The following is a 26,592-nucleotide window of genomic DNA, read 5'->3' on the forward strand; positions in this document are numbered from 1 at the left end:
TTTGTATCAGCCAGAGACTATTCGTCAGTCAATAATGACATGCGGATAGAAACGGGAAAGATCCTGGGTGATAAGCTCTTTATCTTCACGGATGCAGATCCCGGCAGATTCATCATTCACCAGCCAGCTGCCCACAAGGGTATAGCTGTCGCCGAATTTCGGCAGGGAATGGAACTGCTGGACAATCATGCCTTCTTCGCCGTAAGGGCCGTCCGCGGCGGCAATTTCTTTGCCGTTTTCGATAATACGGATATTGGCACCTTCGCGGGAGAACAGCGGCTTGATGACGTAGCTCTCCATTTCCGGATACGGTTTATCCGCAAAATAGGCAGGCAGCAGGTTCGGGTGATCCGGGAACATTTCCCACAGCATCGGCAGCAGGGCTTTGTTGGAGATGATGCTCTTCCAGGCCGGTTCCAGCCAGCGAACACCGGCGTCTGTCAGCTTGGTGGAGAAAATCTCCCGCATCATAAATTCCCACGGATAGAGTTTAAACATGTTGCTGATAATCTGATCCTGAAGATCAGTAAACTCACCGCGATCGCCCAGCCCGATATCTTCGATAAACAGAAAATCAGTGGTGACACCGGCTTCCTGTGCACAATCCTGCAAATACTGGATAGTACCGCGATCTTCCACGGAATCCTGACAGCAGGCCATGTGCAGATAACGGAACCCGTACTCTTCCGCCAGTACTCCGAAACGCTCAATCAGCTTTTCCTGGATACCGTTGAACTGATCGGCATTTTCCGGCAGGTTACCGGCGGCAATCTGGTCTTCCAGCCAGATCCACTGAAAGAAAGCGGATTCATACAGCGATGTCGGTGTATCCGCATTATTTTCCAGTAACTTCGGCGGGTTAACGCCGTCATAGGCCAGATCCAGGCGTGAATAAAGCGATGGCTGGCGGGTTGCCCATGACTCACGCACGAAATCCCAGCAGTGTTTCGGGATTTGAAAGCGGGCCATCAGCTCGTCACTTTGTGTGACTTTATCCACCACCTGAAGACACATCTGATGCAGTTCGTTAGTCACTTCCTCGATTTCATCGATTTGTACCATAGAAAACTGATAACAGGCATCTTCTGACCAGTACGGCTCGCCGTACATAGTATGAAAATGAAAGCCGAATTCCTCGGCTTTACTGCGCCAGTCAGGGCGCTCGCTAATTGCTACGCGTTTCATGTAAATCAGCCGCCCATTGAACGGGAGGATGAATTGCTGCTGCCGGATGAGCGCTGCATGGTGTTCTGTTTCGCCACGCTGTCACCGAAGCCGCCGCGTGTGGTGGTGGTTGTGGTGGCCGGTTTTGGTGCCATGGCGGTTTTCGGTACTGTCATGCTGCGTCCGCCGGTGGCAGAACCGTAGTTTTTACCGGTGGCATCAACAAACTTGCCGTTAGCCGGGCTTGCCGGGTTACGGGAGGTGAACAGCGGCTGAGAGGCTGCGGCACCGCCGCCCATCATACGGCCCATCATATAACCGGCCATCAGCGGCATCCAGAAGCTGCCGGATGCCTGGGCAGGCTGCTGCTGGCTGTTATTCGCCAGCTCTGTTGGTGCCTGAGTACACTGGGCTTCACCGAATTCCGCCACACAATCTTCGCGGGTGGCATATTTCGGTGCAGTTTTTGCTGCTTCTTCCAGTGCGTTGTTATAGGCAGTGGTACATTCACCGGCCTGTGACGGGTTCGCGGCGGAGCATTGCTCTGCGGTGGTGTAGAGCGCAACGGTTTCATCGGCTTCATCGCAGGCGGTTAACATCAGAACAGCGCCGACAGCAGCCGCAACAGGTGCCAGGCGGTACTGACGCCAGGTTTTGCGGAAAGCGTCGCGGTTAATATTCTTGGTGCGTTTCATTGTCATCGTCGTTATATCCGGAAACGGTTTTATGGGAGGTAATTACTGTCTAGGATAGGGGAAAACTGTGTGAAATTAAAGCAATAATCTGCTTTTTGCATCTGATGTGAATTAAATCAGATTAACAGAAAAAAAAGATACCGGTATCGCGGTATTTTTACGGGGAGAATACGCCCGGCCGGTGTAATTATATTGCGGCCTCCGGTATATAACCTGATATTTCACTGCCCGGCAGAAGTATTATCCGTAAAAACAGCAAAAATATAAAAAAACCCGCCGGAAGGCGGGTTCTTATCATACAAACATCAGGATCAGCGGGTGGTCGGAGCCACGGAAGCCGGTGATGTGGAGATAGTTTTACCCAGCACCTGGTTGAGGCGCAGAATATCGTCTTCATTCAGCGTACCGCGTGCCTGACCGATATAAAGCTGGTTAATCAGATAGTCATAACGGGCGTTGGACAGGCTTTTCTTCGCTTCATACAGGGTAGTGGTGGCGTTCAGCACATCCACAATCGTACGCGTACCCACCTGATAACCGGCTTCGGTTGCATCGAGTGAGCTTTCCGCAGAGGTCACAACCTGTTTGTAGGCGTTCACGCTGCTGATTGAGGCGTTGATATTGTTGTAAGAAGAGCGGGTGGTCTGAACAACCTGACGCAGTGTCGCTTCCAGTTTTTCGCTGGCAGCGGTATAGCCGTACTGAGCCTGATCAACCTGTGATGACACAGCACCCCCGGTGTACAGCGGGATACTGACGTTCACACCGATGGTGCTCTGACCTGCATAGCTGTTATCCGGACGACCGTTAGGGTAGCCGTTGCCGCTGTAATCGGTGTTGGTTACGCCTGTGCCGGCACTCAGGTTCACAGTCGGATAGTGGCCGGATTCTGCCAGGCTGATTTGCTCTTTCGCCAGGTTACGGCTCAGTGTGGCACTCAGCAGATTGAGGTTACGTTCCTGTGCTTCTTTCAGCAGTGCTTCGATGGCATCCGGGGCATTGGTTTTAAAGCGGTTCACATCCAGGGAAGCTAATTCGCTGTAATAAATACCGCTCACCTGACGCAGTGCTTCAATGGCGTTTTCGACATCATTACGGCCTGCGACTTCCTGAGCCAGAACACTGTCGTAGTTAGCGCGGGCGTTCTGTACGTCAGTAATGGCTACCAGACCGACATTGAAACGCTGAGTGGTCTGATCCAGCTGGCGGTAGACGGCTTCTTTCTGTGCCTGTACGAAGGACAGGGTATCCAGCGCGCGCAGAACATTAAAGTAAGCAACGGCGGTATCCACAATCAGCTGTTGTTGGGCACTCTGGAATGTGATGTCACTGATCCCGGCAGTTTGTTCCTGCAGATTCAGCTGACGCCATTTGCTCATGTCAAAAATTGTCTGAGTCAGTTTCAGCTGTGCATTCAGTGCATTATTGCTCTGGTTACTGTTATCACGGTAACCGGTGTTATAGTCATAACCTCCGCTTAAACCTAACTGCGGCAGTAACGGACTGCGGGCTTCGTTAATTTTTTCGAAAGCCTGGTTACGTTCAGCCTGAGTCTGACGGAGGGTCGGGTTAGTCTCTTTCGCTTTTTGATAAACCTGCAGGAGGTCTTCAGCCTGGGTGACAGAACTGAAACCTGCCACACTCACAGCAATGAGAAGAGAAAGCAGTTTCTTCATTAGGATTCCTTTTTGCACAGCGCTAATCTGTCAGTTGCCTCACGGGAAGCACCAAATGGCTCTAATTCTAGCAGAGTCCGCTCGCTAATAAAGGTAGCCGTTTGTGCCTTCTGCGTTAAATTAGATTAACTTTACCTCAACGGGATGAAAATTTCTTTATCTCAGCAGAGGAAAAAGGCCATTATCACTGATAATTGATGTATTGGCGGAGAAAATAGTATGAAACACACATCCGGATTACCTTTTGCGTTCAGCAGCGATGACGTGGAGATAATCAGTAAGAAAACCCTGTTTTCAGGATTTTTGAAGATTAATGAATACCGTTTCCGTCACCGGTTATTTGAGGGCGGCTGGAGTCCGGAAATCCGCCGCGAGGTCTTCGAACGGGGCAATGCCGGAGTGATTTTGCCGTATGACCCGGTTCGTGATGAAATTGTGCTGATTGAACAGATTCGTCTGCCGGCCACCGAAAGCAGTCAGACACCCTGGCTGCTGGAAGCCGTGGCCGGGATGATCGATAAAAGCGGGGAATCCGCCGAAGATGTGGTACGGCGTGAAGCGGAAGAGGAAGCGGGGCTGAAAATCGGCCGCTGTACCTTTGCACTGAGCTATCTTTCAAGCCCGGGCGGGACGTCAGAGCGGATGTATGTGTATATCGGCGAGGCGGATACCACAGCGGCGGGCGGGGTTCACGGGCTGGCGCAGGAGAATGAGGACATTCGTGTTCATGTGGTCAGCCGGGAACAGGCGTATGAATGGGTTGAAAAAGGTGTGATCGATAACGCAGCAACTGTCATTGCAATTCAGTGGCTTACACTGCACTATGAACGCATACGCACAACGTGGCGGGATAAATAATCCGGATTTTTTTATACGCATCCGGGGAATTGTGTGCGGGATTGCAGATCTTCTTCACCGAAACACGTTATCATTATACGTTAGTTGTTAAAATAACAAGGACATCGATTGGAAACCCCGTTGCACTTGCCCGTGGCTGACGGCGCTGCGGTCAGAATTTTACAGATTACCGATACGCATCTTTTTGCCGGCGAAACCGACACGCTGCTGGGCATTAATACCCTGCACAGTTACCATGCCGTGCTGGATGCTATCGTAAAACAGCAGTTACCGGCCGACCTGATTGTTGCCACCGGTGATCTGGTTCAGGATCAGAGCACCCGGGCCTATCAGCGGTTTACGGACGGTATTGCCCGTTTACCGGCGCCGTGTGTCTGGCTGCCGGGGAATCATGATTACCAGCCGTCCATGGCGCAGGAACTGGCCGCCGCCGGTATCTCTCCCTCCAAGCAGGTGCTGCTCGGGGATCAGTGGCAGATCCTGCTGCTCGACAGTCAGGTTCAGAGTGTGCCGCACGGCGAACTGAGTGATGACCAGCTTATCTGGCTGGATAACTGCCTGGCGCAGCAGCCTGACCGCCATACTGTTGTTATGCTGCATCACCATCCGCTGGCATCCGGCTGTACCTGGCTCGATCAGCACAGCCTGCGCAACTCGCATATGCTGGCTGAGGTTCTGACCCGCTATCAGAATATTGAAGGTATTTTGTGCGGGCATATTCATCAGGATCTGGATGTGATGTGGAACGGTATCCGCATGCTGGCCACGCCGTCGACCTGTGTCCAGTTCAAACCGCACTGTACCAATTTTACACTGGATACCGCCGCTCCGGGCTGGCGTTATCTGGAGCTGACCACCGGTGATAATCCGTCGCTGACCACACAGTTGTTCCGGCTGGATACGGATGAATTCAGCCCCGACCTGGGTTCGGACGGTTACTGATGGCGACGCTCCTTTATCTGCACGGCTTCAACAGTTCCCCGTTGTCAGAGAAAGGGACGATGCTGAAAGCGTGGCTGGCTGAGCACCATCCGGCGATCCGGATGTTACAGCCGCAGATCCCCTGTTATCCGGATGAGGCTGCACTGTTTCTGGAAGATCTGATGAACTCGCTGGCCGGTGAGACCACCGGAATTGTCGGATCATCGCTGGGCGGGTATTTTGCCCTCTGGCTGTCACAGGCGTTTGATGTCCCCGCTGTGGTGGTCAATCCGGCAGTATATCCGTTTGATCTGCTTCAGGATTATATCGGGGAAAATCAAAACCCCTACACCGGCGAGCGTTACACACTCGAACCGCATCATATGCAGGATTTACGGGCGATTTTTGCCGATCCTGTCGAATCACCGGATTTGATCTGGTTATTGCAGCAGACCGGCGATGAAGTGCTGGATTACCGCCAGGCGGTCACCCATCTGGTGGCATGCAAACAGACGATTGAACCCGGCGGAAACCATGCCTTTACCGGATTTCAGCGCTATTTTCCGCAGATAATTGAGTTCCTCGGCCTCGGCCATTAATGAAAAATCGTATTTAAATTTATCAGGGACTGGTATTATCGCCAGTATCATTCACGTATTTTGTTTATTTTTTAGCGAAAAACCGATAATCCAACATGACGCAATCATCTTATAACGCAGAGGATATTGAAGTCCTCAGTGGTTTGGAGCCTGTCCGCCGCCGTCCGGGTATGTACACGGACACGATGCGGCCGAATCACCTTGCTCAGGAAGTTATCGACAACAGCGTCGATGAGGCTTTAGCCGGTCACGCTAAATCTGTCGAAGTTATTTTACATAAAGATCAGTCTGTTGAAGTGATTGACGACGGGCGCGGAATGCCGGTGGATATCCATCCGGAAGAGAAAGTCTCTGCGGTCGAACTGATCATGACCCGCCTGCATGCCGGGGGGAAGTTCTCCAATAAAAACTATCAGTTTTCCGGTGGTCTTCACGGGGTAGGTATTTCCGTGGTCAATGCGTTGTCAAAACGCACCGAAGTGACTGTCCGCCGTGACGGACAGGTTTATCAGATTGCCTTTGAAAATGGTGACAAAGTCAGTGAACTGGCTGTCATCGGGCAGTGCGGCAAACGCAACACCGGTACCAGCGTGCATTTCTGGCCGGATGAGCAGTTTTTTGACAGTCCGCGCTTCTCTGTCTCCCGGCTGGTGCATCTGCTGAAAGCCAAAGCCGTGCTGTGCCCGGGTGTTGAGATCCTTTTCAAAGATAATGTGAACGAGACCGAACAGCGCTGGTGCTACCAGGATGGCCTGACCGATTACCTGATGGAAAACGTCAACGGCCTGGTCACTCTGCCGGAAGCGGCGTTTACCGGCAAACATGCCGGGGACAACGAAGAGGTGGACTGGGCGCTGCTGTGGCTGCCGGAAGGCGGCGAACTGCTTACCGAAAGCTACGTCAACCTGATCCCGACCCCGCTGGGCGGTACCCATGCCAATGGTCTGCGCCAGGGGCTGCTCGACGGTATCCGCGAGTTCTGCGAATTCCGCAATATCCTGCCGCGCGGCGTGAAGTTATCCGCCGACGATATTTGGGAGCGCTGTGCCTATGTGCTCTCCGTGAAAATGCAGGATCCGCAGTTTGCCGGTCAGACCAAGGAACGTCTCTCATCACGTCAGTGCGCGGCATTTGTCAGCGGTGTGGTGAAGGATGCATTCAGTCTGTGGCTCAATCAGAACGTACAGGCTGCGGAACAGCTGGCGGAAATGGCGATTGCCAGCGCCCAGCGCCGTCTGCGGGCTGCGAAAAAAGTGGTGCGCAAAAAGCTGACGTCAGGTCCGGCTCTGCCGGGGAAACTGGCGGACTGTTCATCCCAGGATCTGAATCAGACCGAACTGTTTCTGGTGGAAGGGGACTCGGCGGGCGGTTCAGCCAAACAGGCGCGTGACCGCGAATTCCAGGCCATCATGCCGCTGCGTGGTAAGATACTGAATACCTGGGAAGTGTCGTCTGATGAAGTGCTGGCGTCTCAGGAAGTGCATGATATTTCCGTGGCTATCGGTATCGACCCGGACAGCGATGATTTAAGCACCCTGCGTTACGGCAAAATCTGTATCCTCGCGGATGCGGACTCGGACGGGCTGCATATCGCCACGTTGCTGTGCGCGCTGTTTGTGCGTCACTTCCCGGCGCTGGTGAAAGCCGGTCATGTCTATATGGCTATGCCGCCGCTCTATCGTATCGACCTCGGTAAAGAGGTGCATTACGCCCTCGATGAGAGCGAGAAAAATGCGATTCTGGATAAATTAAGCCGCAAGCGCGGCAAACCGAATGTGCAGCGTTTTAAAGGGCTGGGGGAAATGAACCCCGGTCAGTTGCGTGAAACGACCCTGGATCCGAATACCCGGCGTCTGGTACAGCTCACTATCAGTGAGGAAAACTATCAGGAAACGATGTCGGTGATGGATATGCTGCTCGGCAAGAAACGTGCGGAAGACCGCCGTAACTGGCTGCAGGAAAAGGGTGATCGGGTGGAATTGGATGTGTGATGTCACCCCGTGACGGCACAAAAGGTCAGAGGAACAGAGTGAATGAGTGAAATAACTCATGACGGTGTGGAGCGCCAGGCGCTTCATAATTTTACAGAGAATGCCTACCTCAACTATTCCATGTACGTCATCATGGACAGGGCACTCCCTTTTATCGGCGACGGGTTAAAACCGGTTCAGCGGCGTATCGTGTATGCCATGTCTGAACTGGGGTTAAGCAACTCCGCCAAATACAAAAAATCCGCCCGTACGGTCGGTGACGTGCTGGGTAAATACCATCCGCACGGTGACAGCGCCTGTTATGAGGCGATGGTACTGATGGCGCAGCCGTTCTCTTACCGCTACCCGCTGGTGGACGGTCAGGGGAACTGGGGGGCACCGGATGATCCGAAATCCTTCGCCGCCATGCGTTATACCGAATCGCGCCTGTCAAAATATGCGGAAGTGCTGCTCAGTGAACTGGGGCACGGCACCGCAGACTGGGTGCCGAACTTTGACGGCACCATGCAGGAGCCGAAAATGTTACCGGCGCGTCTGCCGAACATTCTGCTCAACGGCACCACCGGGATTGCGGTCGGTATGGCGACGGATATTCCGCCGCACAATGCCCGTGAAGTGACCGGTGCACTGCTGGCGCTGATCGACAAGCCGTCTCTGTCTCTCGAAGAGGTGATGGCGTTTATCCCGGGCCCGGATTACCCGACAGAAGCGGAAATTATCACCGGACCGGAAGATATCCGTAAGATCTATAAATCCGGCCGCGGCTCTGTGCGTATGCGCGCCGTGTGGACAACTGAGGACGGTAATGCGGTGATCACCGCGCTGCCGCATCAGGTTTCCGGCGCGAAAGTGCTGGAGCAGATAGCTGCACAGATGCGGGCGAAAAAGCTGCCGATGGTGGAAGATCTGCGCGATGAATCGGATCATGAAAATCCGACCCGGCTGGTGGTTGTGCCGCGCAGTAACCGGATCGATCTTGAGCAGGTGATGACTCACCTGTTTGCGACCACGGATCTGGAAAGAAGCTACCGTATCAACCTGAATATGATCGGTCTGGACGGACGTCCGGCGGTCAAAGGGCTGGTTGAGATCCTCAATGAGTGGCTGGTTTACCGCCGCGAAACGGTGCGCCGCCGCCTGAATCACCGGCTGGAAAAAGTACTGCGCCGTCTGCATATTCTCGACGGTTTGCTGCTCGCGTATCTCAACATTGATGAAGTGATTGAAATCATCCGTTCGGAAGATGAGCCGAAACCGGTACTGATGGATCGTTTCGGGCTGAGTGATACTCAGGCAGAAGCAATCCTCGAACTGAAATTACGTCATTTAGCCAAACTCGAAGAGATGAAAATTCGTGGCGAGCAGGATGAACTGGCCAAAGAGCGTGATAAATTACAGGCTATCCTCGGCTCTGAGCGGCGCATGAACACGCTGCTGAAAAAAGAGCTTGAGGAAGACGCTAAACAGTACGGTGACGATCGCCGCTCCCCGCTCAATGAGCGCGAAGAGGCGAAAGCCATGAGCGAGCATGACATTCTGCCGTCCGAACCGGTGACGGTTGTGCTGTCACAGATGGGCTGGGTGCGCAGCGCCAAAGGCCATGATATCGACCCGTCCGGCATGAACTACAAAGCGGGTGATACCTTCCTCGGTGCGGCACGGGGTAAAAGTAATCAGCCGGTGGTATTCCTTGATTCCACCGGTCGCAGTTACTCGCTCGACCCGCTGGAACTGCCGGGTGCCCGTGGTCAGGGCGAGCCGCTGACCGGCAAACTGACACCGCCGCCGGGCGCCGTGTTTGAACAGGTGCTGATGAACGATGAAAATCAGAAGTACCTGATGGCCTCGGATGCCGGTTACGGCTTTATCTGTACATTCAGTGACCTGGTCGCGAAAAACAAAGCCGGGAAAGTGCTGATCACGCTGCCGGATAACGCGAAAGTCATGACGCCGATTGAGGTGAATGACGAGGAAAACGACCTTCTGCTGGCAGTATCACAGGAAGGACGGATGCTGCTGTTCCCTGTCGGTGACCTGCCGCAGTTGTCAAAAGGGAAGGGGAACAAAATTATCTCCATTACCTCTGCGGCGGCTGCAGCCGGGGAAGACGGCCTGGCACATCTGTTTGTTATCCGCCCGGATGCCAGTGTGACACTGCATTTCGGTAAGCGTAAACTGATGCTGCGTCCGGAAGATCTGCAGAAATTCCGTGCTGAGCGCGGGCGCCGTGGTACGGCACTGCCGCGCGGTATGCAGAAAAAGATCGAACGGATTGATATTTCTGAACCGGAGCCGAAGGCGTAATATCCGGTATTAACAGCGATACTATTCACGGGGCAATGATTGCCCCGCTTTTCTTAAAAGGCCATTTTGCGGGGGACGCATGTTAGCCATTTTACGTATCATCATCGTTATTTTTTATTGTATTTTCGGTAGTCTGGCCGGCATTCTTATCTGCCTGACCAGCCCGCGTAACCCGAAGCATGTGATGACTTTCGGCCGCATGTACGGCAAGCTCTCTCATGTTTTCGGCATCAAAATGGTGTACCGCATTCCGGAAGAAGCGAAACACTACGGTTCCTGTGTGTATGTGGGCAACCATCAGAACAACTATGACATGATCACCATGTCGAATGCGGTGCAGCCGCGCACGGTGACTGTCGGTAAACGCAGCCTGATTTGGATCCCGTTTTTCGGGCAGTTGTACTGGATTTCGGGGAATATCCTGATTGACCGGAGCAACCGCAGCAAAGCCCATAACACCATTACCCAGGTGGCGGATCAGATCAAAAAGCGCAATATCTCTGTCTGGATGTTCCCGGAAGGCACGCGCAGCCGTGGCCGCGGTATGCTGCCGTTTAAAACCGGTGCTTTCCACGCGGCAATGGCCGCTGGTGTGCCGGTGGTGCCGGTATGTGTGTCCACCACTCAGGGGCGTATTAAACTGAACCGCTGGAATAATGGTGTGGTGATTGTGGAAATGCTGCCGCCGGTTGATACCTCAAAATATACCCGCGAACAGGTGCGTGAACTGGCCGAAGATTGTCGCCAGATGATGATCAAACGTATCGCGGAGCTGGATAAGGAAGTGATTGAAATGGAAAAACAAAAGGGTCGTAAAGACGCTTGATTTCCGTGACTGTCACGCCGGTTATACAATACCAGCCTTATTATTTTGCAACTTATCATAGATAAGTTTAGGAATTGCTCTTCATCCGCTATATCATACGCTTAACACTCCGTTGTTAAGCGTATGCCCTTCATGAAACGATAACACGGATGTCTCTGTCTGCTCACCGGCATACGGGTGTTCGGCACAAATCATAAAAATCATGGAAACGTTTTTTTCGGAGATGCTATGACCCTGAGTCGGCGCCGGTTTATTCAAGCATCCGGCTTAGCTGTGTGTTTAGGCTCACTGCCTCTGTCTGTCCGCGCGGCAGATGAGGGCGGCAGTCAACCGTTACCTGTTCCGCCATTGCTGGAAAGCCGCAACGGACAGCCGTTATTTCTGACGATGCAGCGCACACACTGGTCATTTAACGGTAAAACTCAGGCCAGTGTCTGGGGCTTTAACGGCCGTTATCTCGGGCCGACTGTCCGCGTCCGTAACGGCGATGACATCAAAATGATTTACAGCAACCGCTTGTCAGAGCCGGTTGCGGTCAATGTCAGCGGGCTGCTGGTGCCGGGAACGGTCGCCGGGGGTGCCGCGCGTCTGATTTCGCCAAATACTGACTGGTCGCCGGTGATCCCGGTGCGCCAGCCGGCTGCAACCTGCTGGTATCATGCCAATACCCCGAACCGGATGGCGCCGCACGTTTATAACGGGCTCGCCGGCATGTGGATTGTGGATGATGAGGAAAGCCGTAATCTGCCGCTGCCGAAAGAGTACGGCGTCAATGATTTCCCGCTGATCATTCAGGATAAACGCCTGGATTCCTTCGGTTCACCAGAGTACCGCACAGAAAGTGACGGTATGTTTATCGGTGACCGGCTGATCGTCAACGGTGCGGAAGATCCGTATCTGGAAGTGTCGAAAGGCTGGATCCGGCTGCGCATGGTCAATGCTGCAAACGCACGCCGCTTTGAACTGAAACTCAGTGATGGCCGTCCGTTCTATATGATTGCCTCTGATCAGGGCCTGCTGCCGTCACCGGTGGCGGTTGAGGTGCTGTCCCTGTCGCCGGGTGAACGACGCGAAGTGCTGATCGATATGTCAAAAACAGAAACACTGACTATCACGGCCGGGGAATCCGCTACTCTGACAGAGCGTTTTAAAAGTCTGTTTGAGACATCAAACACACTGGTGAATACCAATGTGCTGACTATCCGCGCAACCGGCCTGATCTCGCTGGTAACGGATAACCTGCCAACCACCCTGATTCAGGATCCGACACAGATCACGACCGGTGTCCGTAACCGCGATGTGTCACTCAGTCTGTCACCGCCGGGGATTAACGGCGCAATGTGGGATATGAGCCGCACCGATATCCGCACACAGCAGGGCAACTGGGAGCGCTGGGTTGTCACAACTGATACTCCGCAGCCGTTCCATATCAGCGGTGTCCGCTTTAAGGTGATCAACCATAACGGCCAGTCACCGCAGCCGCAGGATTACGGCTGGAAAGACACTGTCTGGATTGACGGGCGCAGTGAATTGCTGGTGCAGATGATGCAGCCATCGTATTCTCACTTCCCGTTCTTCTATTACAGCCAGTTCCTGGAGCAGGCGGACAGAGGGGTTACCGGGCAGTTGGAAATCGAGCCGTCTTCTCAGTATTAAAATACCGGATATAAAAAAACCGCTGAATAATCAGCGGTTTTTTATGGTTTCTCAGCGGCTCAGCAGCCGTTTTTCCTCATCCCGCAGCCAGCGGGAGAATGTCCCGGCAACCGCGATAAACTGAATGATGCCGGTATCCGGTTCTTCGGTCTGCCCCAGCAGGAAGGTGATCGCGTGGCGCTTTTCCGGATACAGCGCAATCGCTTTTCCGGCCATCTGCGGCAGCGGCAGCGGGTAAGTGCAGGTCTCATAGTCATTCCACACCAGGGCGGTGGCACGCAGCAGACGCCGCGCGGTTTCCCGTTTTATCCGCCGGATCTCAGTCAGAGGCGGGCTTTTCTGTAACTGCATCAGGTTGGTACGGACGAGTACCGGAAAATCACCGTTAATGCCGTGTATAATCTCACGGTTCAGTGTCACGACAGGCAGTTTCAGTGTCAGGTCATCACCCCAGACCGGCAGGCAAAAGTGTGCCAGCCAGTAAGCCCAGACCGGCTGTTCTTCCGCAGAGGTCACTTCTGACAGCAGGCCGGTATCAAACCCGATTTTTGACACACTGCTGTGACGCGCGGTCAGTGCTTTGTCCAGACAACGGAGAATGGTTTTTTCCGCCGCACTGAGCGGCCGGTGCAAAACCAGGGTCAGATCCAGATCAGAGCGGCCCGGGACAGCGCGGCCTTCAGCCACACTGCCGTAAACATAGATGCTGTGCAGAATACCCGGCAGTGCAGTACACAGGGACTGTACTGCATCCTGTATCACATTCTGAAATTCCGGCTGAAAAGTGTATTTATCTGTTTTCATTATCATAATCATCAGCTCATTGCGACCCGGACGCCAAAGCCAATCAGGACGACGCCAAGGACCTTATCGATATATTTCTGAATTTTCGCCAATCCGTGGCGTACCGGAGCACTCTGAATCAGCAGTACCAGCGATGGCCAGTAAACCACCGCCAGTCCCATCACAATAGCAGCATACCAGAGTTTTTCACCAAATCCGGAATTGATATCCAGCACCTGGGTAAAAATAGCAAGGAAAAAGAGTGTGGCTTTCGGGTTCAGCAGGTTGCAGAGGAATCCCTGCATAAAGGCTTTCTTATAAGAAATGCGCTGATGTGAGCCGTCCCCGGTATCAAGGGTATGTCCGGCACGTGCCAGCAGGCTGTTGATCCCTATCCAGATAAGGTAAGCCGCTCCGGCATATTTGAGGATCATAAACAGCCACGGTGTGGTGGTGATGATCACAGCAAGCCCGGCCACGCAGTAGGTCATGTGAATAGCTATCGCGGACAGCACGCCCAGCGCGGTCATCATGGCGGCGGCACGCTGGTAACGGGCTGCGTTTTTCACAATCAGAAAGAAGTCCGGGCCCGGGGAAATCATACCGAGCGCAGCGATGGTGGTGACCATCAGAGTGGCGTCATACATGTGGTATATCCTTGCTGAAAAAGACATGAATGCAGAGTAAAAGTATGACTCACCTTCAAGTGTGAAGACAAATAAATTATTTGTATTGATGAAACACTGAATTCAGTCGACGGCATTGAGTAGTTTACGTATAGTGACGGCAAAATTTCTCTCAGCCCTAAGGTGAAATGAATGAACATTAGCTTGATCGCTGCTTTAGCTATGGATCGGGTTATTGGCATGGAAAATGCGATGCCATGGACACTGCCGGAAGACCTGGCATGGTTTAAACGTAATACGGTGAATAAACCGGTGATCATGGGTCGCGTGACTTATGAATCTATCGGCCGTCCTCTGCCGGATCGCCTTAATATCGTGCTCAGCCGTACGCCGGGCAACGATGATCGCGTGGTCTGGGCTAAGTCTGTGGAAGAAGCTCTGGTGATTGCACAGAAAGAAACAGACGGCGAGATCATGGTGATGGGCGGCGGTAAAGTCTACGGACAATTCCTGCCGCTGGCGGATCGTTTATATCTGACACACGTTGATGCGGAAGTCAGCGGGGATACTTACTTCCCTGACTATGAGCCGGATGAGTGGGACTCCACTTTTATGGAATATCATGACGCGGATGAAGCAAACTCTCACGGTTTCTGCTTTGAAATCTTAGAGCGCCGTAAGAGCTGATTAATCAGTTGATTCGTATTATTTCATAAATAATGCTGATATAAAAAAAGCAGAGCCACCGGCTCTGCTTTTTTCTTGTCTGTTACCGGTGGCCGGTCAGTCATCATCCTCATCCCGCACCGCAAAAGACTCCTGCCAGAAATAGCAGCGATCTTCCCAGCGCAGCATGGTGAGTTGTCCGCCCCAGCAGCAGCCGGTATCCAGTGCATAGATACCGCGTGGTGCTCCTTTGCCTTCCAGTGACGCCCAGTGACCAAAGGCCACACTGTAGCCTTCCGGCAGTTTTGACGGCAGGGCAAACCAGGGTTTCAGCGGCGCGGAAACCTGATCCGGTTTATCTTTGCAGACCATATCCAGCTGTCCGCCCGGGAAACAGTAACGCATCCGGGTCAGTGCATTGGTGGAAAAACGCAGACGCGGCAGGCCGGTGAGGGAAGGTGACCAGTCATTCGGCAGGTCACCATACATAGCATTAATGAACAGCGGATAGGTATCACTGCTGAGAACCGCTTCCACTTCACGGGCACACAGAATGGCGGTATCCAGATCCCACTGCGGGGTGATCCCGGCGTGTGCCATGATCAGCTTTTTCTCATGATCAACCTGCAACATCGGCTGACGGCGCAGCCAGTTGATCAGCTCATCCAGATCCGGTGCGCTGAGCAGTTTGTTCAGATGATCGCGCGGTTTGTTACGGCTGATCCCCGCGTAGATCCCCAGCAGATGCAGGTCATGATTGCCGAGCACCAGCCTGACGCAGTCACCCAGGCTTTTGACATAGCGGAGGACATCCAGTGAATCCGGGCCGCGGGCGACCAGATCACCGGTCAGCCACAGAGTATCTGCCTGCGGATCAAAATCAGCCTGAGCCAGTAATGCGCGAAGTTCATGGTAACAGCCATGAACATCGCCGATAAGATAGGTTGCCATAGAAAATCAGTGAATAAAGGTTGGTATTGCGAGCCGGAAAACAGGGATCTCACTGATGAAATCCGCACCCTCGTGATCCACCATAGTGTAATAACCTTCCATGGTGCCCAGCGGTGTTTCCAGAACCGTGCCGCTGGTATAACGATACTCTTCACCGGGCCGGATCACCGGTTGTTCACCGATGACACCTTCCCCCTGAACTTCTGTCTGGCGGCCTTCACTGTTAGTGATACGCCAGTAGCGGCTGATAAGCTGCACAGGATCACGACCCAGGTTACGGATAGAAACGGTATACGCGAAAACATAGCGTTCCGCATCCGGTTCAGACTGACTTTCGATATAAACACTCTGAACCTGAATACAAATTCTCGGGTCGTTATTCATGATGAATCCCCTATGAGGCGGGATGTTCCGCCAGGTAATTGGCCATCAGACAGTATTGCGCAACACTGATATTTTCTGCACGGGTGGCCGGATCAATACCCAGTTCAGTCAGGGTTTCCGGACTGAACAGATCACCTAAGCTGTTGCGGATCGTTTTGCGGCGCTGGTTAAAGGCCTGCGTGGTCACACGGCTGAGCAGCGCAACATCTTTCAGCACATACGGATTTTCGCGGTGCGGGATCAGACGGACAACCGCTGAATCCACTTTTGGTGCCGGGCGGAATGCCGTCGGCGGTACATCCAGAACCGGAACGACCTGGCAGTAATACTGTGCCATGACACTCAGGCGGCCGTATGTTTTGCTGCCCGGACCGGCAACCAGACGGTTAACCACTTCTTTTTGCAGCATAAAGTTCATGTCACTGATTGCGTTAGTGAACGTGAACAGATGGAACATCAGCGGCGTGGAGATATTGTACGGCAGGTTACCGAACACCCGCAGCGGCTGGCCGCGTTCCTGTGCCAGTGCCGTAAAATCCACGGTCATGGCATCCTGCTGAATAATGGTCAGTTTGCTTTGTAAAAACGGATGGCTGGCCAGACGGGCGGCCAGATCACGGTCAATTTCAATGACCGTCATTTTGTCCATGCGATCGGCGACCGGCTCAGTCAGTGCAGCCAGTCCCGGCCCGATTTCAACAATCGCCTGGCCGGGTTGCGGGTTAATCGACGCGACAATGCTGTCGATAATAAATTGATCGGTTAAGAAGTTCTGCCCGAAACGTTTACGGGCAAAATGCCCCTGATGGACTCGTGTATTCATTGACTGTTTTTAATCATTGTAATCGCTAAATTTAATGCGGTAATAAAACTACCCACATCTGCTTTGCCGGTACCTGCCAGTTCCAGGGCTGTGCCGTGGTCGACAGAGGTCCGGATAAACGGCAGTCCCAGCGTGATATTCACGGCACGGCCGAATCCCTGATATTTTAGCACAGGCAGACCCTGATCGTGATACATGGCGAGCACGGCATCCGCACGCTCCAGGTATTTCGGCTGGAACAGGGTGTCTGCCGGCAGCGGACCTTCCAGGGAAATGCCCTGTGTCCGCAGCTCATCGAGTGCCGGGATAATGGTGTCTATCTCTTCATGCCCCATATGGCCACCTTCCCCCGCATGCGGGTTCAGACCACAGACGATGATATGCGGCTGTGTGATACCGAATTTGGTGCGCAGGTCATGATTGAGGATGGTGATCACTTCATGCAGGCAGGTGCGGTCAACGGCTGCCGGAACCTGTAAAATCGGCAGATGCGTGGTCGCCAGTGCTACCCGCATTTCTTCTGTGGCCAGCATCATCACCACACGTTTGCAGTGACTGCGGTCAGCGAAAAATTCTGTGTGGCCGATAAACGGGATCCCTGCATCGTTAATGATGCCTTTGTGTACCGGACCTGTAATCAAAGCACCAAATTCACCCTGTAAACAGCCGTCACAGGCACGGGCCAGTGTTTCGGTCACATAGGCGGCATTTGCCACGTTAAGCTCACCGGCGACAGCCGGCGCTTTCAGTTCAACAGGCAGAATCGTCAGTGTACCGGCGCGCTGCGGCTGACAGGCGGTATCCGGTGAATAAGGTTCAAGGGTGAGCGGCAGTGACAGGGCGTGTGCGCGTTGCTGCATCAGCTGCGGGTCGGCACAAACTACCAGTTTTACCGGCCAGTCGCGCTGTGCCAGCGCGACTGTCAGGTCAGGACCAACCCCGGCAGGTTCGCCGGGGGTAATAACGACAGGTTTCAGCTTATTTGTTACTGCCATCTAAAATTTCCACGTAAGCGCCGGCGCGCTGTTCCTGCATCCAGCTCTGTAATTCTTCGCTGAATTTACGGTTAAACAGCATACGGTAAGCGCGATCTTTCTGAGCCGCTTCGGTCTTATCCACGTTGCGGGTATCTTCAAGCTGGATCAGGTGCCAGCCGAAAGAGGAGCGGACAGGCTGACTCAGTTCGCCTTTTTTCAGTTTCATCAGTGCGTCACGGAAAGCCGGGTCGTAGATATCAGGCATTGACCAGCCTAACTCACCACCGCGCAGGGCAGAGCCCGGATCTTCTGAGAATTGTTTTGCCGCAGCATCAAAGGAGGTTTTACCGCTTTTCACATCAGAGGCAATCTGCTGCAGTTTGCTGCGGGCCTGGTCATCGGTCATCACCGGTGACGGTTTGATCAGAATATGACGGGCTTTCACTTCGGTCACAGAAATCGGCTGGCTGTTTCCGCGGACTTCATTCACGCGCAGAATGTGGAAGCCGACACCGGAACGCACCGGTCCGACAATCTCACCACTTTTGGCTGTCTGAAGGCGCTCGGCAAACAGACCCGGCAGCTCCTGTAAACGGCTCCAGCCCATATTACCGCCTTTCAGCGCCTGCGGATCCGCAGAATAGGTGATCGCCAGTTTACCGAAGTCAGCACCATGCTGAAGTTCATTCATAATGGTGGTGACTTTTTCTTTTGCTGCATTCATCTGCTCTTCTGTCGGATTTTCCGGCAGCGGGATCAGGATATGGCTGATGTTCAGTTCAGTATCTGCAGCGTTCTGTGTGCTGATAAGGTTTGCCAGAGAATCAACTTCCTGCGGCAGGATCACGACACGGCGGCGGACTTCGTTGTTACGGACTTCCGCCATCATCATTTCTTTGCGGATATCGCTGCGGTATTTGTCATAGCTCATACCGTCGCGTTTCAGACGATCTTTCATCTGGGCAAGGGTCATGTTGTTCTGACGGGCGATATCTTCGATAGCGCCGTCAACCGCCTGGTCAGGGATAGAGATCTGCATCTGTCCGGCCATCTGCATCACGATATTGTCCATGATAAGACGTTCAAGAATCTGCTGACGTAATGTTGCCTGATCCGGAATCTGCTGACCGGCATTGCGGGCATTCATGGTGACAGTCTGAAGCATATTATTGACATCACTCTCCAGAACCACACCGTTATTCACGACTGCCGCAACTTTATCAAGCTGCTGCGGTGCTGCAAATGAGGTTGTGCTTGCCGTGAACATCAGGCCGAGAATGAGTGTTCTCCAGTTTTTCATAAGTATCCCATCATGTTTCGTATCGCCGTACCGCCGGTACGGCATGTGAAAATTGTGTCAGCTCAGGCGGTTAAAATGCCGGAACATACGGCAGAATACCGCGCTCAAGCATTTTCTGGCTGCCCAGACTGTAATTGCTGCTCATACCGCGTAATTCGATATTAAACGTGATTTTATTGTCGTACTCACTGGCATCATTTTTCCAGTCGATAATCTTACGCTCGTAACCGACGTTTGCCGCCCAGCAGCAGGTATTGTATTGCAGACCGACTAACTGGCTGGCCGGCTGGCTCTCTTTGGTGTCATAGTAATACTGACCGACAAAAGCCCACTGCTCCGCAATTGGCCAGCTGGCCACAATACCGACCTGAGAGATGCCTTGCTGGTTTGGCGGTGAAACGTATTTTTCGCCATACCGGGTATGCTGACGCATAGCCTGAATATAGTCCCGGTCCACATAGCGGTAATTCAGCTGAATCAGACGCTCGGCATCCTGACGGTATTCCAGAGTAGCGTTGGACATGGAGACACTGCCCAGACGGCGGTCATACTGAATACCGCCTTTCAGGCCCCAGTTGTCGTTATAACGCCACATGGAATCACCTGCCCAGACCATCGAACCGGTTTCATCTTTTTCATCCACGACAGTATTTTGAGAGTCACCGGTACGCGGACGTTCAAAGTAGTAGATTTGACCCACAGAAACGTTAAATCGTTCAACTAATTCATCATCATAAATCCGGCTGGTTATCCCGGTAGTGACCTGGTTGGCGGATGCAATGCGATCCAGACCACTGTACATGCGGTCACGGAACAGACCGCTGTAGCTGGACTGCATCAGTGTGGAGTCAAAGTTATTGATATTGTCCTGGTTTTTATACGGGACATACAGGTATTGCGCGCGCGGCTCTAATGTCTGGGTGAAGCTGTCATTAAAGAACATCGGCCGCTCGAAGATCATCTTCGCATCAGCTTTAAACTGCGGCAGCACCCGGGTAACATTTTTTTCAAGTTCGGAGTTCTTCAGTACTTCAGGAATATCCTGATCATAATGGGTTGCCATCAGTTTCGCTTCAGTATTGAAGCTGGCCCAGCCGTTAGACAGCGGCATGCTGAGTGTCGGTTCCGCATGAATACGGACAGCATCCGGATTATTTTTACCTACGCTGGTAAAGCGGGAGACCTGACCGTAGGCACGGAAATCAAACACTCCGAGGTCATTTTTATAATAATTGAGATCTAACTGCGGCTCAGCACGGTAGGAGGTCGCGTTATCATTGTTGGTCAGAATCTGGAACTGTTTGGCGGTTACGGTGGCGTTCCAGTTCGATTTTCGGATACCCACAGCCAGTTTTTGCGTGGCATAGCCGTCAGTGGAGTTACCGTAAGCGGATGTGAAATCGGTAAAATAGCGCGAGTCACTGACTTTGGTGTAGTCAGAAGAGAACCACCAGTCCTGTGCAAACGACCCGCTGTGACCCCAGTAGAATAACCAGCGGTCATTGGATTCCCGTTTTGCCCACTCTGCATCACCGGCGGCTTCTTTGTCTTTCTTATACTGCGAGTCATCCAGCAGGAAATCAAAGGCCAGTGTGCCTGTACCGAATTGTGTCAGGTAACGGAACTCATTATCCATTTTCAGGCCGCGTTTACTGAAATAGTGCGGCGTGATAGTGGCATCGTAATTCGGGGCGATATTCCAGTAATACGGCAGGGTAAATTCCAGGCCGGATGATTTGGAATAGCTGCCGTTCGGGATCAGAAAACCGGAGCGGCGTTTATCACCGATCGGTAACTGGAGGTACGGGCTGTAGAAGATCGGGACATTGGCGACACGGAAACGGGCGTTCCAGATTTCCGCAACCTGCTCTTCCTGGTCAATAATGACCTCAGAGCCTTTGACGCTCCAGCTGTCATTGCCCGGCAGGCAGGAGGTAAAGACCCCGTTTTCGAGGATGGTATAACGGTTTTCGCCTCGAAGCTTCATTTTGTCGGCATCACCGCGGCCCTGACGGCCGACCATCTGGTAATCACCTTTCTCAACATCAGCATCATTGTTATTGAGATTCAGCCACGCTTTCGGCCCTTTCAGACGGATTTGCGGATCAGAATAGCGGACATCACCGGTCGCTGTCGCAATACGGACAGGATTAGTTTCTTCACCGCTCTGGGTGACTTCCACTTCCTCCGCTTTCAGATTCTGGTTACCTGAGCGGATATCAACGCCACCATCATATTTTACCGCGTGCGGATATTCGCCTGACACACCTTGTGCAGTGATATTGACCGGAAAATCGCCGGGCTTACCGTCAACAACCGGCTCGTCATACACCGGAACACCCAGCATACATTGCTCGGCAAGTGTGGCGGCTTGTGCTGCCTGACTGTATAACGCTGTCCAGATAATGGTGGCCAGCAGGGTTGGATAACTCTTCTTCATAAGTATGTCTGCAATTCCGTCCTCGGTAGCACATTGCCCGAACGCCAAAAGCCTAATTTACACGAAAAAAGAGCGCGCGTGAAACAGGTTCACGTATCCAAATGGCGTTAGGCATCGTACAGAATGGGTAGTATGATAATGCAAAATTGCGCCAAGGGCATTGTTGAATTGAGGAGTATATGCACTATTTGGGAAAAATCATCGGAATTTTATTAGGCATGGCGTCAGGGGCCGGTTTTTGGGGTATTTTTCTCGGCTTTCTTATTGGTCATGCGATTGATAAAGTCCGCAGTCAGCAATTGGGTGGCTCATTCAGCAACAATCAGTCCAGACAGGCACTCTTTTTCAGCACAACCTTTCAGATTCTGGGGCATCTGACCAAATCAAAAGGCCGGGTAACGGAGTCAGACATTTATCTGGCCACCGCTCTGATGGATCGCATGCAGTTGCACGGCAGTGCACGGACTCAGGCTCAGAATGCTTTCCGTGAAGGTAAAGCGGCCGGTTTCCCGCTGCGCGATGCACTGCGCCAGTTACGCCGCGCCTGTTACGGGCGGGCGGATTTACTGCGCATGTTTCTGGAAATCCAGATCCAGGCGGCGTTCGGTGACGGGGAACTGCATCCGAATGAACGCCAGGTACTTTTGGTGATCGCCGAAGAGCTGGGGATCCCGCGTCATCAGTTTGAAAATGTGCTGGCAATGATGCAGGCGCAGATGCACGGCGGGGCACAGAGCGGTAATTGGCAGCAGCAGTCTCAGCAGGGTTATTACCGCGATCAGACCGCAGACCTTGCCGCCGCTTACCGGGTGCTGGGCGTGAAAGAAAGCGACGACAGTACGGTTATCAAACGCGCCTACCGTAAGCTGATGAGTGAACATCACCCGGATAAACTGGTAGCGAAGGGATTACCACCGGAAATGATGGAACTGGCGAAAGAGAAAGCGCAATCTATCCAGGCAGCATATGATCTCATTAAAAAAGAGAAAGGCTTTAAATAAATCCGTTTAATCCTGTTTTTAAGGTATAAAACGTGTTGCCGGGAAAGTGCAGGGCGGATCATATTCTTTTCATATAATTGCTATAAAATATAAATGTAGTTGAAAAATTACGTAAATATTTTATTAAATATGTTAAGGATATGATCCATGGCCAATACCCGTGTTCTTATCGGAGTAGCGGGATTAGCACTTTGCCTGATTCTTGCCTCAATGAATTCGGTGACCGTGTTAATCCACTAAAAATCTGATTTACAAGTAAAATGCATCGGCTTACCGTTTGCCGGATGTGTGACAGACAGCGCCTCTGCATGAAGCTGCAGCCGGGGCGCTGCGGCTCTTGCTTCATCATGTGCATAAAAACGGTCCCCCAGAATCGGGTGTCCCAGTGCCAGCATATGCACCCGCAACTGATGCGAACGTCCGGTAACCGGAAACAGTCTTACCCGTGTGGCATTTTCCTCATATTCCAGCACTTCATAACCTGTCTGAGCCGGTTTGCCGGTTTCAAAACACACTTTCTGTTTCGGCCGGTTCGGCCAGTCACAAATGAGCGGTAAATCCACCATGCCGGTTTCCGGCTCCAGATGTCCCCAGATACGGGCGACATAGGTTTTTTTTGGTTCCCGTTCGCGGAACTGCCGTTTAAGCTCCCGCTCGGCGGCTTTGGTCAGCGCAACCACAATAATACCACTGGTTGCCATATCCAGACGATGAACAGATTCTGCGGCCGGATAATCACGCTGAATGCGTGTCATCACACTGTCTTTATGTTCGGGCGCACGGCCGGGTACGGAAAGCAGCCCGCTTGGTTTATTCACCACAATGATACTTTCATCCTGCCAGAGGATGTTCAGCCAGGGATCGGCAGGCGGGTTATAGGGTTCCATTAGCATGGGATCACCAAATCAGAGACCCGGCAGATATTCTCTGCCGGGATACAGGTTACTGATGTGAAACGACAATCAGCCGGATAGCATCCAGGCGCCAGTTGGCATCATCCAGATGTGACAGGATTTGCTGACGTTCTTCCTCAATGGCATCAAGCTCGTCATCACGGATGTTCGGGTTAACCGATTTCAGTGCCAGCAGACGGTCGTGTTCCAGAGTAAGGTGCTGATCAGCCATTGCTTTCGCTGCGGTAATCAGCTCACGGGCCTGACCGGCAACAACGTCTTCGGACAGACGCAGCACCTGATGCACCTCATTTTGCACCGCATTGACAAACTTACTGCCGGTATGGCGGTTTACGGCATTCAGCTGGCGGTTAAAGCTTTCAAACTCCACCTGAGATGCCAGATTATTGCCTTTCACATCCATCAGCAGACGCACCGGTGTCGGCGGCAGGAAGCGGGTCAGCTGCAGATTCTTCGGAGCCTGTGCTTCCACCACATAAATCAGCTCTGTCAGCAGTGTGCCGACCGGCAGGGCTTTGTTTTTCAGCACGGAGACCGCACAGCTGCCGGTATCACCGGACAGGACGAGATCCAGACCGTTGCGGATAATCGGGTGTTCCCAGCTGATAAACTGTGTGTCTTCGCGGGACAATGCCTGTTCACGCTTAAAGGTGATGGTGCAGCCGTCTTCCGGCAGACCCGGAAAATCCGGCACCAGCATGTGGTCAGACGGAGTCAGGGCTATCATGTTATCGCTGCGGTCATCCTGATTGATGCCGACAATATCAAACAGATTCAGGGCAAAGGTGACCAGTTCGGTATCTTCATCCTGATCCGCAATTTCAGCAGCCAGCTCATTACCGGCTTCGCCGCCGTTGGAATGCATCTCCAGAAGGCGGTCACGGCCCTGTTCCAGCTGTTGTTTCAGTACATCATGGGTCTTCCGGCATTCCGCGATAAATTCATCAAAACCACTGAGATCCGCCGGGTTTGCCATCAGGTTAATCAGTCTGTCGTAATAGCGGTCATAGATGGTGCGGCCGGTCGGACAGGTATATTCAAAGGCTTCCAGACCTTCGTGGAACCAGCGCAGCAGTACGGCCTGTGCGGTATTTTCCAGATACGGAATACTGATCTGAATATCGCGTTTCTGACCGATACGGTCGAGGCGTCCGATACGCTGCTCCAGCAGATCCGGGTTAAACGGCAGATCGAACATCACCAGCTGATTGGCAAACTGGAAGTTACGCCCTTCAGAACCGATTTCAGAGCAGAGCAGCACCTGTGCGCCTTCCTCTTCGGAGGCAAAGTAGGCCGCCGCCCGGTCGCGTTCCAGCAGGGACATATTCTCATGGAAAACCGCAGCGTGGATGCCTTCGCGCTCGCGCAGAACCTGCTCCAGCTGCAGAGCGGTTGCGGCCTGGGCACAAATTACCAGCACTTTTTCATTGCGGTTTGCCAGCAGGAAGCCGAGAAGCCATTCAACACGCGGGTCGAAGTTCCACCAGGTGGCGTTTTCGCCTTCAAATTCCTGATAAATCTGCTCCGGATAGAGCATCTCACGGGCTTTGATTTCCGTGGTTTTCTTGCTGCCCATGATCCCGGCGACTTTAATCGCGGTCTGATACTGTGCCGGCAGCGGCATTTTAATGGCTTTCAGTTCGCGGCGCGGGAAGCCTTTCACACCGTTGCGGGTGTTGCGGAACAGCAGGCGGCTGGTGCCGTGTCTGTCCATCAGCATGCTGATAAGCTCGCGACGGGCATTTTCGCCGTCTTCACTGTCGGTATTGGCGGCTTTCAGCAGCGGCTCAATATCCTGTTCGGCGATCAGGTCATGAATGGCATTTTGCTGATCTTTGGTCAGCGGTGCGCGGTCGAGCAGCAGAGTGACCGCATCGGCAACCGGCTGATATTTTTGCTGTTCGGCAACAAAGGTTTCGAAATCATGGAAACGGTTCGGGTCCAGCAGGCGCAGACGCGCAAAGTGGCTCTCCATGCCCAGCTGTTCCGGAGTGGCGGTCAGCAGGAGTACAGACGGAATGCTTTCTGCCAGGGTTTCAATCACCTGATACTCGCGGCTTGGCGCTTCTTCGCTCCAGACCAGATGGTGTGCTTCATCCACCACCAGCATATCCCAGCCGGCTTCCGCCAGGTGTTCAAAACGCGGCTTGCTCTTGCGGACAAAATCCAGCGAGCATAATACCAGCTGTTCGGTCTCAAACGGGTTGTCACTCTCGTGCTGTGCTTCGGTGTAGCGGCTGTCATCGAACAGAGAAAACCGCAGATTGAAACGGCGCAGCATTTCCACCAGCCATTGGTACTGAAGGCTTTCCGGTACGATAATCAGCACGCGCTCGGCGCGTCCGGCCATTAACTGCTGGTGGATAATCATCCCGGCTTCAATGGTTTTACCCAGGCCCACTTCGTCCGCCAGCAGAACACGCGGCGCGTGGCGTTTACCGACTTCATTGGCGATAAACAGCTGATGCGGGATCAGGCTGGCGCGGATGCCGCGCAGGCCGCTGGTGGCGCGGCGGTACTCTTCACTCAGGAATTTGCGGGCACGGTAGCGCAGCGCAAAGCGATCCATACGGTCAATCTGACCGGCAAACAGGCGATCCTGAGGTTTATTAAATGTCAGTTTACTGTCGAGAAACACTTCGCGCAGGCGGACATTTTCCTCACCGGTATCGGTACGCTGCCCGGTATAGGTTAATAATCCGTCGCTCTCTTCAACGGCGGTCACACTGAGCTGCCAGCCTTCGTGACTGGTAACGGTATCCCCTTCGTTGAACATCACACGGGTGATAGGGGCATCGGCTGCGGCATAGAGACGGTTTTCACCGGTGGCAGGGAAAAGAAGGGTGATCATCCGGGCGTCGACAGATACAACTGTACCTAATCCCAGCTCGCTTTCAGTATCGCTTATCCAGCGTTGACCAAGAGTAAACGGCATATTTTTGGCTCGATTCTGTTATTCAGGGCTAATTAGAAAAATGCTGTGGACATCATTACCGGTGATACAAAAACGGCATTGTATTCACCGGGAAAAAACACC

Annotated in this window: 22 protein-coding genes; 9 read left to right on the top strand and 13 right to left on the bottom strand. The window is 53.0% G+C overall.

Annotated features, from left to right (window positions below; translation table 11 throughout):
- Positions 1 to 24 precede the first annotated feature (24 nt).
- The 3 genes from ACSBQN_RS15840 to tolC all read right to left on the bottom strand — a co-directional run bounded on the left by ACSBQN_RS15840 (position 25) and on the right by tolC (position 3,535).
- Positions 25 to 1,185, bottom strand: a complete 1,161-nt coding sequence (locus ACSBQN_RS15840) for a glutathionylspermidine synthase family protein (protein WP_337137419.1) — start codon at positions 1,183 to 1,185, stop codon at positions 25 to 27.
- A gap of 5 nt (positions 1,186 to 1,190) precedes the next feature.
- Positions 1,191 to 1,865, bottom strand: coding sequence for a DUF1190 family protein (locus ACSBQN_RS15845; RefSeq protein ID WP_024474991.1), 675 nt, complete (start codon positions 1,863 to 1,865; stop codon positions 1,191 to 1,193).
- Between the two features lie 305 nt (positions 1,866 to 2,170).
- Positions 2,171 to 3,535 carry an outer membrane channel protein TolC gene (tolC, locus tag ACSBQN_RS15850; RefSeq protein ID WP_024474990.1) on the bottom strand — a complete coding sequence of 455 codons (1,365 nt, stop codon included), beginning with the start codon at positions 3,533 to 3,535 and terminating at the stop codon, positions 2,171 to 2,173.
- A gap of 219 nt (positions 3,536 to 3,754) precedes the next feature.
- Here tolC and nudF point away from each other — a divergent pair, with 219 nt between their 5' ends.
- From nudF to ftsP, 7 genes are all read left to right on the top strand, one after another.
- Complete coding sequence (gene nudF, locus ACSBQN_RS15855) at positions 3,755 to 4,393, top strand: ADP-ribose diphosphatase (RefSeq protein WP_354632953.1); 639 nt, start codon at positions 3,755 to 3,757, stop codon at positions 4,391 to 4,393.
- 108 nt (positions 4,394 to 4,501) lie between these two features.
- A complete protein-coding gene (cpdA, locus tag ACSBQN_RS15860; RefSeq protein WP_004242163.1) occupies positions 4,502 to 5,335 on the top strand; it encodes a 3',5'-cyclic-AMP phosphodiesterase in 834 nt (277 codons plus the stop codon).
- The gene (gene yqiA, locus ACSBQN_RS15865) at positions 5,335 to 5,913 is read left to right on the top strand and encodes an esterase YqiA (RefSeq protein WP_024474989.1); all 579 of its coding nucleotides are present in this window, start codon (positions 5,335 to 5,337) and stop codon (positions 5,911 to 5,913) included. Before cpdA ends, yqiA begins: the two co-directional genes overlap by 1 nt.
- 95 nt (positions 5,914 to 6,008) lie before the next feature.
- Positions 6,009 to 7,904, top strand: a complete 1,896-nt coding sequence (gene parE / locus ACSBQN_RS15870) for a DNA topoisomerase IV subunit B (RefSeq protein WP_354632952.1) — start codon at positions 6,009 to 6,011, stop codon at positions 7,902 to 7,904.
- Between the two features lie 42 nt (positions 7,905 to 7,946).
- The gene (gene parC / locus ACSBQN_RS15875) at positions 7,947 to 10,208 is read left to right on the top strand and encodes a DNA topoisomerase IV subunit A (protein WP_036409243.1); all 2,262 of its coding nucleotides are present in this window, start codon (positions 7,947 to 7,949) and stop codon (positions 10,206 to 10,208) included.
- 79 nt (positions 10,209 to 10,287) lie between these two features.
- Complete coding sequence (locus ACSBQN_RS15880; protein ID WP_004242167.1) at positions 10,288 to 11,034, top strand: 1-acylglycerol-3-phosphate O-acyltransferase; 747 nt, start codon at positions 10,288 to 10,290, stop codon at positions 11,032 to 11,034.
- Positions 11,035 to 11,262: 228 nt separating this feature from the next.
- Entirely contained in the window at positions 11,263 to 12,690 is a 1,428-nt protein-coding gene (gene ftsP / locus ACSBQN_RS15885; RefSeq protein WP_004237164.1) for a cell division protein FtsP, read from the top strand.
- A gap of 51 nt (positions 12,691 to 12,741) precedes the next feature.
- On the opposite strand, the gene ACSBQN_RS15890 is transcribed toward ftsP, so the two are convergent.
- Complete coding sequence (locus ACSBQN_RS15890) at positions 12,742 to 13,494, bottom strand: nucleotidyltransferase domain-containing protein (protein ID WP_225310107.1); 753 nt, start codon at positions 13,492 to 13,494, stop codon at positions 12,742 to 12,744.
- Positions 13,495 to 13,505: 11 nt separating this feature from the next.
- Positions 13,506 to 14,120: a LysE family transporter gene (locus tag ACSBQN_RS15895; RefSeq protein ID WP_004237166.1), complete on the bottom strand. Its 615-nt coding sequence runs from the start codon at positions 14,118 to 14,120 to the stop codon at positions 13,506 to 13,508.
- Between the two features lie 171 nt (positions 14,121 to 14,291).
- Between ACSBQN_RS15895 and folA the strand changes: the two genes are divergently transcribed.
- Positions 14,292 to 14,786, top strand: a complete 495-nt coding sequence (gene folA / locus ACSBQN_RS15900) for a type 3 dihydrofolate reductase (RefSeq protein WP_024474985.1) — start codon at positions 14,292 to 14,294, stop codon at positions 14,784 to 14,786.
- Between the two features lie 96 nt (positions 14,787 to 14,882).
- Here folA and apaH read toward each other — a convergent pair whose 3' ends face one another.
- The 6 genes from apaH to lptD form a co-directional block, all read right to left on the bottom strand.
- Positions 14,883 to 15,716 (bottom strand): bis(5'-nucleosyl)-tetraphosphatase (symmetrical) ApaH, encoded by an 834-nt coding sequence (apaH, locus tag ACSBQN_RS15905; protein ID WP_152696989.1) that lies wholly within the window; start codon positions 15,714 to 15,716, stop codon positions 14,883 to 14,885.
- Between the two features lie 6 nt (positions 15,717 to 15,722).
- Positions 15,723 to 16,100 carry a Co2+/Mg2+ efflux protein ApaG gene (gene apaG, locus ACSBQN_RS15910; protein ID WP_004237169.1) on the bottom strand — a complete coding sequence of 126 codons (378 nt, stop codon included), beginning with the start codon at positions 16,098 to 16,100 and terminating at the stop codon, positions 15,723 to 15,725.
- A 10-nt stretch (positions 16,101 to 16,110) separates the two neighbouring features.
- Positions 16,111 to 16,923, bottom strand: coding sequence for a 16S rRNA (adenine(1518)-N(6)/adenine(1519)-N(6))-dimethyltransferase RsmA (gene rsmA / locus ACSBQN_RS15915; RefSeq protein WP_004237170.1), 813 nt, complete (start codon positions 16,921 to 16,923; stop codon positions 16,111 to 16,113).
- Positions 16,920 to 17,918: a 4-hydroxythreonine-4-phosphate dehydrogenase PdxA gene (gene pdxA, locus ACSBQN_RS15920; RefSeq protein WP_024474983.1), complete on the bottom strand. Its 999-nt coding sequence runs from the start codon at positions 17,916 to 17,918 to the stop codon at positions 16,920 to 16,922. Before pdxA ends, rsmA begins: the two co-directional genes overlap by 4 nt.
- A complete protein-coding gene (surA, locus tag ACSBQN_RS15925) occupies positions 17,902 to 19,200 on the bottom strand; it encodes a peptidylprolyl isomerase SurA (protein WP_024474982.1) in 1,299 nt (432 codons plus the stop codon). The genes pdxA and surA overlap by 17 nt, the downstream gene beginning before the upstream one ends.
- A gap of 70 nt (positions 19,201 to 19,270) precedes the next feature.
- Positions 19,271 to 21,640, bottom strand: a complete 2,370-nt coding sequence (gene lptD, locus ACSBQN_RS15930) for an LPS assembly protein LptD (RefSeq protein WP_024474981.1) — start codon at positions 21,638 to 21,640, stop codon at positions 19,271 to 19,273.
- A 179-nt stretch (positions 21,641 to 21,819) separates the two neighbouring features.
- Between lptD and djlA the strand changes: the two genes are divergently transcribed.
- A complete protein-coding gene (djlA, locus tag ACSBQN_RS15935) occupies positions 21,820 to 22,641 on the top strand; it encodes a co-chaperone DjlA (RefSeq protein ID WP_004242174.1) in 822 nt (273 codons plus the stop codon).
- Between the two features lie 236 nt (positions 22,642 to 22,877).
- Here the strand turns inward: djlA and rluA are convergent, their stop codons facing one another.
- Together rluA and rapA are read right to left on the bottom strand one after the other, a co-directional pair.
- Entirely contained in the window at positions 22,878 to 23,528 is a 651-nt protein-coding gene (gene rluA, locus ACSBQN_RS15940) for a bifunctional tRNA pseudouridine(32) synthase/23S rRNA pseudouridine(746) synthase RluA (protein ID WP_036409235.1), read from the bottom strand.
- 55 nt (positions 23,529 to 23,583) lie between these two features.
- Positions 23,584 to 26,490: an RNA polymerase-associated protein RapA gene (gene rapA / locus ACSBQN_RS15945; RefSeq protein WP_036409232.1), complete on the bottom strand. Its 2,907-nt coding sequence runs from the start codon at positions 26,488 to 26,490 to the stop codon at positions 23,584 to 23,586.
- Positions 26,491 to 26,592 lie beyond the last annotated feature (102 nt).

It is taken from the genome of Morganella sp. B601 (assembly GCF_051172335.1).
Taxonomy (GTDB): Bacteria; Pseudomonadota; Gammaproteobacteria; order Enterobacterales; family Enterobacteriaceae; genus Morganella; species Morganella morganii.

Excerpts from the sequence above, each read along its gene's own strand:
- ACSBQN_RS15840 (WP_337137419.1), bottom strand. The coding sequence starts at position 1,185 with ATGAAACGCGTAGCAATTAGCGAGCGCCCTGACTGGCGCAGTAAAGCC.
- ACSBQN_RS15845 (WP_024474991.1), bottom strand. The coding sequence starts at position 1,865 with ATGACAATGAAACGCACCAAGAATATTAACCGCGACGCTTTCCGCAAA.
- tolC (WP_024474990.1), bottom strand. The coding sequence starts at position 3,535 with ATGAAGAAACTGCTTTCTCTTCTCATTGCTGTGAGTGTGGCAGGTTTC.
- nudF (WP_354632953.1), top strand. The coding sequence starts at position 3,755 with ATGAAACACACATCCGGATTACCTTTTGCGTTCAGCAGCGATGACGTG.
- yqiA (WP_024474989.1), top strand. The coding sequence starts at position 5,335 with ATGGCGACGCTCCTTTATCTGCACGGCTTCAACAGTTCCCCGTTGTCA.
- parE (WP_354632952.1), top strand. The coding sequence starts at position 6,009 with ATGACGCAATCATCTTATAACGCAGAGGATATTGAAGTCCTCAGTGGT.
- parC (WP_036409243.1), top strand. The coding sequence starts at position 7,947 with ATGAGTGAAATAACTCATGACGGTGTGGAGCGCCAGGCGCTTCATAAT.
- ACSBQN_RS15880 (WP_004242167.1), top strand. The coding sequence starts at position 10,288 with ATGTTAGCCATTTTACGTATCATCATCGTTATTTTTTATTGTATTTTC.
- ftsP (WP_004237164.1), top strand. The coding sequence starts at position 11,263 with ATGACCCTGAGTCGGCGCCGGTTTATTCAAGCATCCGGCTTAGCTGTG.
- ACSBQN_RS15890 (WP_225310107.1), bottom strand. The coding sequence starts at position 13,494 with ATGAAAACAGATAAATACACTTTTCAGCCGGAATTTCAGAATGTGATA.
- ACSBQN_RS15895 (WP_004237166.1), bottom strand. The coding sequence starts at position 14,120 with ATGTATGACGCCACTCTGATGGTCACCACCATCGCTGCGCTCGGTATG.
- folA (WP_024474985.1), top strand. The coding sequence starts at position 14,292 with ATGAACATTAGCTTGATCGCTGCTTTAGCTATGGATCGGGTTATTGGC.
- apaH (WP_152696989.1), bottom strand. The coding sequence starts at position 15,716 with ATGGCAACCTATCTTATCGGCGATGTTCATGGCTGTTACCATGAACTT.
- apaG (WP_004237169.1), bottom strand. The coding sequence starts at position 16,100 with ATGAATAACGACCCGAGAATTTGTATTCAGGTTCAGAGTGTTTATATC.
- rsmA (WP_004237170.1), bottom strand. The coding sequence starts at position 16,923 with ATGAATACACGAGTCCATCAGGGGCATTTTGCCCGTAAACGTTTCGGG.
- pdxA (WP_024474983.1), bottom strand. The coding sequence starts at position 17,918 with ATGGCAGTAACAAATAAGCTGAAACCTGTCGTTATTACCCCCGGCGAA.
- surA (WP_024474982.1), bottom strand. The coding sequence starts at position 19,200 with ATGAAAAACTGGAGAACACTCATTCTCGGCCTGATGTTCACGGCAAGC.
- lptD (WP_024474981.1), bottom strand. The coding sequence starts at position 21,640 with ATGAAGAAGAGTTATCCAACCCTGCTGGCCACCATTATCTGGACAGCG.
- djlA (WP_004242174.1), top strand. The coding sequence starts at position 21,820 with ATGCACTATTTGGGAAAAATCATCGGAATTTTATTAGGCATGGCGTCA.
- rluA (WP_036409235.1), bottom strand. The coding sequence starts at position 23,528 with ATGGAACCCTATAACCCGCCTGCCGATCCCTGGCTGAACATCCTCTGG.
- rapA (WP_036409232.1), bottom strand. The coding sequence starts at position 26,490 with ATGCCGTTTACTCTTGGTCAACGCTGGATAAGCGATACTGAAAGCGAG.